This is a genomic window from Deinococcus seoulensis (assembly GCF_014648115.1).
Lineage (GTDB): Bacteria > Deinococcota > Deinococci > Deinococcales > Deinococcaceae > Deinococcus > Deinococcus seoulensis.
Map to the genome: position 1 here is coordinate 118,091 of NZ_BMQM01000011.1, position 6,469 is coordinate 124,559.

General features: G+C 68.3%; 4 protein-coding genes. 3 read left to right on the forward strand and 1 reads right to left on the reverse strand.

What is annotated here, in order from left to right:
• Positions 1-12 precede the first annotated feature (12 nt).
• Positions 13-1,572: a bifunctional metallophosphatase/5'-nucleotidase gene (locus tag IEY70_RS09930; protein ID WP_189064851.1), complete on the forward strand. Its 1,560-nt coding sequence runs from the start codon at positions 13-15 to the stop codon at positions 1,570-1,572.
• 227 nt (positions 1,573-1,799) lie between these two features.
• Here the strand turns inward: IEY70_RS09930 and IEY70_RS09935 are convergent, their stop codons facing one another.
• A complete protein-coding gene (locus tag IEY70_RS09935; RefSeq protein WP_189064852.1) occupies positions 1,800-2,864 on the reverse strand; it encodes a mannose-1-phosphate guanylyltransferase in 1,065 nt (354 codons plus the stop codon).
• 109 nt (positions 2,865-2,973) lie between these two features.
• Between IEY70_RS09935 and IEY70_RS09940 the strand changes: the two genes are divergently transcribed.
• Complete coding sequence (locus tag IEY70_RS09940; RefSeq protein WP_189064853.1) at positions 2,974-4,383, forward strand: phosphohexomutase domain-containing protein; 1,410 nt, start codon at positions 2,974-2,976, stop codon at positions 4,381-4,383.
• Between the two features lie 537 nt (positions 4,384-4,920).
• Complete coding sequence (locus tag IEY70_RS09945; protein WP_189064854.1) at positions 4,921-6,186, forward strand: S8 family peptidase; 1,266 nt, start codon at positions 4,921-4,923, stop codon at positions 6,184-6,186.
• Positions 6,187-6,469: the final 283 nt, after the last annotated feature.

Below are 6,469 nucleotides of genomic sequence, written 5' to 3' on the forward strand. Positions count from 1 at the left end.
GCTGGGCGGATCATGAAAAGAATTCCTCTGTTCCTGCTGACGGCCGCCCTGCTGGGGTCCGCCACCGCCGCGCCCGTGACCATCACGGTCCTGCACTCCGATGACCTGCACGGGCACCTCGACCCGGTCAAGGTCGGCGCGAACACGTACGGCGGGTACTCCCGTCAGGCGACCCTGATCCGCCAGTTCAGCGCGCAGGACCCCAACCCGCTGGTCCTCAGCGGCGGCGACACCTTCCAGGGCACGCTGTTCTACAACGTGTACCAGGGTCTGGCGGACGTGCTGTTCATGAACCTGATGGGCTACCAGGCGATGGCGGTCGGCAACCACGAGTTCGACAACGGCCCCGAGGCGCTGGCCCGTTTCGCGCAGAAAGCGCAGTTCCCGCTGCTGGCCGCCAACCTCGACCTGAGCAGCGAACCGCTCCTGAAAGACCTCGTGAAACCCTACGCGGTCCTGACGGTCGGCGGCGAGAAGGTCGGCGTGATCGGCGCGGTCACGCCGGACCTGCCCCTGATCAGCAGCCCCGGCCCGAACGTGAAGATGCTGGAACTCATGCAGAGCCTCCAGGGCAGCGTGGACGCCCTCAAGGGCCAGGGCATCGACAAGATCTTCCTGGTCTCGCACCTGGGGTACACCCTCGAACAGCAGGTCGCCCGGACCGTGCCCGGCATCGACGTGATCGTCGGCGGGCACAGCCACACCCTGCTTGGCACCTTCGACAACAAGGACTTCCCCGCCAGCGAGGGCCCCTACCCCACCGTGATCGCCAACCCCGACGGGAACCGGACCCTGCTGGTCGCCGCGTGGGAGTGGGGCAAGGTGCTGGGCCGCATCAAGGTCACCTTCGACGGCGGCGCCGTCACCGCCTGGGAAGGCAACCCGGTGCCCGTCACGGCCGACATCAAGGAAGACGACACCGCGCGCCGCATGATCGAGACGCTCAGCGTGCCCATCGCGAACCTGCGCCGCCAGGTGGTCGGGCAGACCACGCGCGGCCTGAACGGCAGCCGCGAGATCGTCCGCCAGCGCGAGAGCGGCATGGCGAACGTCCTGGCCGACGCCAGCCTGGAAGCCGCGCAGAAGGCCGGGGCGGTCATGGCCTTCCAGAACGGTGGCGGCGTGCGCTCCAGCATCGACGCCGGTCCCATCACCTTCGAGGAAGCCATCACCGTGCAGCCCTTCGGGAACACCCTGAGCGTCCTGGACCTGACCGGCGCGCAGATCCGCGCGGCGCTGGACCACGGCGTCGCCACCTGGAGTGAGAACAAGGGCCAGTTCCTGCACGTCTCACGCGGCGTCAGTTACACCTTCGACCTCGCCCAGCCCGCCGGGAGCCGCGTGACCAGCGTGACCCTGAACGGGCAGCCCCTGAACGACACGCAGGTGTACCGGGTCGCCATGAACAACTTCACGGCGGGCGGCGGCGACGGCTTCACGATGTTCAAGGGTGCCCCGCGCCTCGACACCGGCACGCTGGACATCGACATTCTCGTGAACTACCTGAAAGCCAACCCGGTCGTGGACGCCCAGCCCGAGGGCCGGATCGTCATCCTGAACGCGCCCAAGTAATACGGACTCGGGTTGAATGGCCTGCAACGCTGTTCAATCCGAGCGGATGCGAGTGGCAGCAGGGCGCCCCTCCGGACGTGGAGTGGACAGATCGGAATATCACCGATCTGTTAACGAAACAGACGGAATCCGTATACCCACGCGGAACGAGACCCGGCGCGGCCAGAGAGAACCTCTGGGCCGCGCCGGGTCTTCCGTGCAGCTGTTCAGTGCAGGCGCGGCCTGCTTCAGGCGAAGCGGGCGAGATCCGGGTTGGCCTTGAGTTGCTGCACGACCTTCTTGATGTCCTGCGTGCGGTCCTTGCGGACGACCAGGGTCACGTCCCCGGCGCGGACCACGACCACGTCCTCGAGGCCGATGGTGGCGATCAGGTCGTCGCCGCCCGTGGTGTACATGATCGCGCCGCCGGTGTCGAGGCTGACGTGGCGGCCCACGGCGACGTTCGAGCCGTCACCCTTGAGCAGGCGTTCCAGGGCGTTCCAGTCGCCCAAGTCGTCCCAGCCGAAACTGGCGGGGATGACGGCGACGTTCTGCGCGCGTTCCAGGATGGCGTAGTCCACGCTGATCTTGGGCAGGTCCGGGTACACCTGCCGCAGCCCGCCGCGTACCTTCGCGGCGTCGGCCATGGGGCCGTACAGGTCCGGGACGAGGGTTTCGAAGGCGGCGAGGATGGTGCTGACCTTCCAGATGAACATCCCGGAGTTCCACAGGTAGTTGCCGGTGTCCAGGAAGGCCTGCGCGGTGTCGGCGTCGGGTTTCTCGGCGAAGCGCTGCACGCGGTACACGCCGGTCTGCGCGTCCTGTTCGCCCTTCTCGATGTAGCCGTAGCCGGTGGCGGGGTACTGGGGTTGCATGCCGAGCGTGACGAGCACGTCGTGCGCCTGCGCGTACGCGACGGCGCGTTCCAGGGTGGCGGCGAAGGCGGCCGGGTCGTCGATGCGGTGATCGGCGGGGAAGACGCCCATCACCGCGTCCGGGTCGTCGCGGTGCACGGTGAGCGCGCCGTACAGGATCGCGGCGGCCGTGTCGCGCGGCACGGGTTCGACCAGCAGGTTCTCCAGCGGCAACTCGGGCAGGTGCTCGAGCACGTGCGAGCGGTGCTCGTTGGCGGTGACGACCATCAGGCGTTCAAGGCCGCCGGGCAGTCCGGCCGTGAGGCGCTCGGCGGTCGTCTGAAGCAGGCTGCGGCCACTGGATTCCAGCGTCAGGAACTGCTTGGGTTTGCTCTTGCGCGACAGCGGCCAGAAGCGCTCACCGCTCCCACCTGCCAGGATCACCGGGTAGAAGGTCATGCCCGCATCTTATCCCCGGCGGTCTGACGGAACGCTTCCACCCGCGGGGGGAGTGCCACAGCGCGGAAAATGAACGCGGGAGGCCGCCTGTCAGGGTAGGCTATGCCGGATGAAGCTTTCTTTCGGCACGGACGGCTGGCGCGGCGTGATCGCCGACGAGTTCACCTTCGCCAACGTGGGCCGGGTGGCCCGCGCGCACGCGCAGGCGCTGCTGGACGCCGGGGGCCGCTCGGCAGTCGTGGCGCACGACACGCGCTTCCTGGGCGGCGCGTTCGCCCGTTCGGCCGGTGAGACCTTGCAGGCGGCGGGGCTGGACGTGACGGTCCTGAAGGGCGCCACGCCCACCCCGGCGCTGTCGTACGCGGTGCGGGCCGGGGGGCACGCGGGCGGCGTGATGATCACCGCCAGCCATAACCCCGGTCAGTACCAGGGGTACAAACTCAAGGGTTCGTACGGGGGGAGCGCCACGCCCGCGCTGGTCGCCGAGGTCGAGGCGCGGCTGGACGGCCCGGCCACGCCCCGCGCCGCCGGAGGGCTGAACGAGGCGGACGTGCGTAGCGAATACCTGGGTGCGCTGGCGCGGCTGGTGGATACGGAAGCGATCCGCCGGGCGGGCCTGCCGGTGTACCACGACGCCATGCACGGCGCTGCCGGAGGCTGGATCGAGGCGTTCACGCGCGAGTACCTGGGCGTGCCGTTCCACGGGCTGCGGGCCGCGCCGGACCCGCTGTTCGGGGGCGTGAACCCGGAGCCGATCACGCAGAACCTGAAGGCCACCATGCAGGCCATGCGGGACGTGAGCGGCCCGGCGTTCGCGATGGTCACGGACGGCGACGCCGATCGGATCGGGGCGGTGCTGTCGGGCGGGCGGTTCTTCAACAGTCACCAGATCTTCGCGGTGCTGCTGCATCACCTCGCCTCGCAGGGCAAAAGGGGGATCGTGGTGCGGACGGTCTCCACGAGCGGCATCATCGAGCGGCTCGCGCAGCATCACGGGCTGCGGGTCATGCAGACGCCGGTGGGGTTCAAGTACATCACCGAGGCGTTCCTGCATGGCGAGGCCCACCCGGAGGACACCGTACTGATCGGCGGTGAGGAATCCGGCGGGATCGGCGTGCAGGGGCACGTGCCCGAGCGTGACGGGCTGCTGAACGGCCTGCTGCTTCAGGAGGCGGTGGCAGCGACCGGCCTGGGCCTGGACGAGCAGTTCGCGCAGATCGAGGCGCTGGTGGATTTCCGGCACCACTACGACCGGGTGGACCTGCACCTGCCGCGTCCCATCGACCGGGCGGCCCTGATGGACGACGTGGCGGGCCTGGGGTCGCTGGGCGGTCACGCCGTGCAGGAGGTCGTCACGCTGGACGGCGTGAAACTGGTGTTCGCGGGCGGGTACGGGATGGTCCGGGCGTCCGGGACCGAGCCGGTCGTGCGCCTGTACGTGGAGGCTCCCAGTGACGCCGAGGTGCAGGGCATCCTGAACGAACTGCGTGAGCGGACGCTGCGGCACCTGCCGGGCTGATACGGACTGCCGTTTGTTTCGTTAACAGATCGGAACAGCACCGCCCCTGCCAACTCCACGTCCGGAGGGGCGTTTCTCTCCCACTCGCATCGGCCATGCAATCGGAGGCCGCATGAGTGCGCCGCTGCCCTGACCGGGGTGGTGGCGCGTTCTGCGTGCCCTGCCATGACAGGGCGGGCTGGAATGCCGACCTGTTCACACCCAGCGGGCCGGATTGGAGCGCACCATTCGGGCCGGAAACGGTCTGTAGCACGAACCATTCCGGCGGTCAGGCAACTTTCAATCGCAATGTCCTGATATACAGGACGGCGAAAAGTGTGTCCTGGATTGTGTTTCCCGGAAAAACAAATACGGCGTTCCCCCTCCCCTCCCCCCCCCGATCAGGCCCCCCACTGGTCAGCGTGCAGGGCAACCACTATGCTCATCGGCAGTTCCTGACAACACCGCAACCGAGCAGCCACCACGCCCACCCACACGGCGTTCCTGTGCCCTGCCCGACCCTGCCCCATTGCCCACGGAACCCCCAGGAGGACCGCCATGAACGCACGACTGATGCCCGCCGCCCTTGCCCTGACCCTCGCCCTCGCCGCCTGCGGCACCACGCCCACCGCCACCCACACCGACGGCAGCGGCGGCGCCCTGAGCAGCGTCCGTGGCAGCCAGAACGCGAACGCCATCGCCGGGCAGTACATCGTGGTCCTCAAGGACGGCAGCGTGCAGGTGCCGGTCACCGTGCAGAGCGTCGGCGGTCCCCTGAACGACCACCTGAACGCCCAGGCCGTCACCAGCCTGATCAGCAGCCTGAACCTCGACCCGCAGGGCGCCGACATCAACCACGTGTACACCAGCGCCCTCAGCGGCTTCTCCGGGAAACTCAGCGCCCAGAACCTCGCCACACTGCAGGCCGACCCGCGCGTGGACTACATCGAGCAGGACCAGGTCATGGTCAGCACCGCCACCCAGAGCGGCGCCACCTGGGGCCTGGACCGCATTGACCAGCGCAACCTGCCCCTGAGCGGCTCGTACGTGTACACCCGCACCGGCAGCGGCGTGAACTCGTACGTCCTGGACACCGGCATCAACACGGCGCACACCAACTTCGGCGGGCGCGCCATCTGGGGCGGGAACTTCACAGGTGACGGCGTGAACAGCGACTGCCAGGGGCACGGCACGCACGTCGCCGGGACGGTCGGCAGCAGCACCTGGGGCGTCGCCAAGAGCACGCAACTGTGGGCCGTGAAAGTCCTGGGCTGCGACGGCACCGGCGCGAACAGCGGCATCATCTCCGCACTGGACGCCGTCGTGGCGCACAACGTCTCGGCCCGCAAGGTCGTGAACATGAGCCTCGGCCCGCAAAGCCGCTCGGTCAGCGACGCCCTGGACGCCGCCGTGAACCGCGCCAACAGCAGCAACGTCATGGTCGTCGTGGCCGCCGGGAACAGCGGCGACGACTCCTGCTACTACAGTCCCGCCCGTGCCAGCGGCGCCATCGCCGTCGGCGCGACCACCAGCACCGACGCCCGCGCCAGCTTCAGCAACTACGGCAGTTGCGTGGACATCTTCGCGCCCGGCAACTCCATCACCAGCACCTGGATCGGCAGCACCACCGCCACCAACACCATCAGCGGCACCTCCATGGCCTCCCCACACGTGGCGGGCGCCGTCGCCCTGATCCTGCAGGCCAACCCCACCGCCAGCAGCGCCACCGTCCGCAGCCTCCTGCTGAACGCCACCACCGCGAACAAGGTCACGTCCGCCGGGACCGGCAGCCCCAACCGACTGCTGTACACCAGCAGCTTCTGAACCACCCGGCCTGAACGGCGCTCGCAGAGTGCCGCGTGTCAGTCCGGAGCGGGGCCGCGCCTGCGCAGGGAACCATCCCTGGAGGTGCGGCCCCGCTCCATGTAGGCATCTCATACGGATTCCGTTTATTTCGTTAACAGATCGGAACACCACCGATCTGTTAACTCCACGTCCGGAACCCGTTTCTCTCCTACTCGCTCCGCTCGGATTGAACGGCTTTAGAGCATTTGTCATAAGAATGCCGATGGATGGGCGTGCCGGAACCACCCAAAGATGTTTTGAG

Excerpts from the sequence above, each read along its gene's own strand:
- IEY70_RS09930 (WP_189064851.1), top strand. The coding sequence starts at position 13 with ATGAAAAGAATTCCTCTGTTCCTGCTGACGGCCGCCCTGCTGGGGTCC.
- IEY70_RS09935 (WP_189064852.1), bottom strand. The coding sequence starts at position 2,864 with ATGACCTTCTACCCGGTGATCCTGGCAGGTGGGAGCGGTGAGCGCTTC.
- IEY70_RS09940 (WP_189064853.1), top strand. The coding sequence starts at position 2,974 with ATGAAGCTTTCTTTCGGCACGGACGGCTGGCGCGGCGTGATCGCCGAC.
- IEY70_RS09945 (WP_189064854.1), top strand. The coding sequence starts at position 4,921 with ATGAACGCACGACTGATGCCCGCCGCCCTTGCCCTGACCCTCGCCCTC.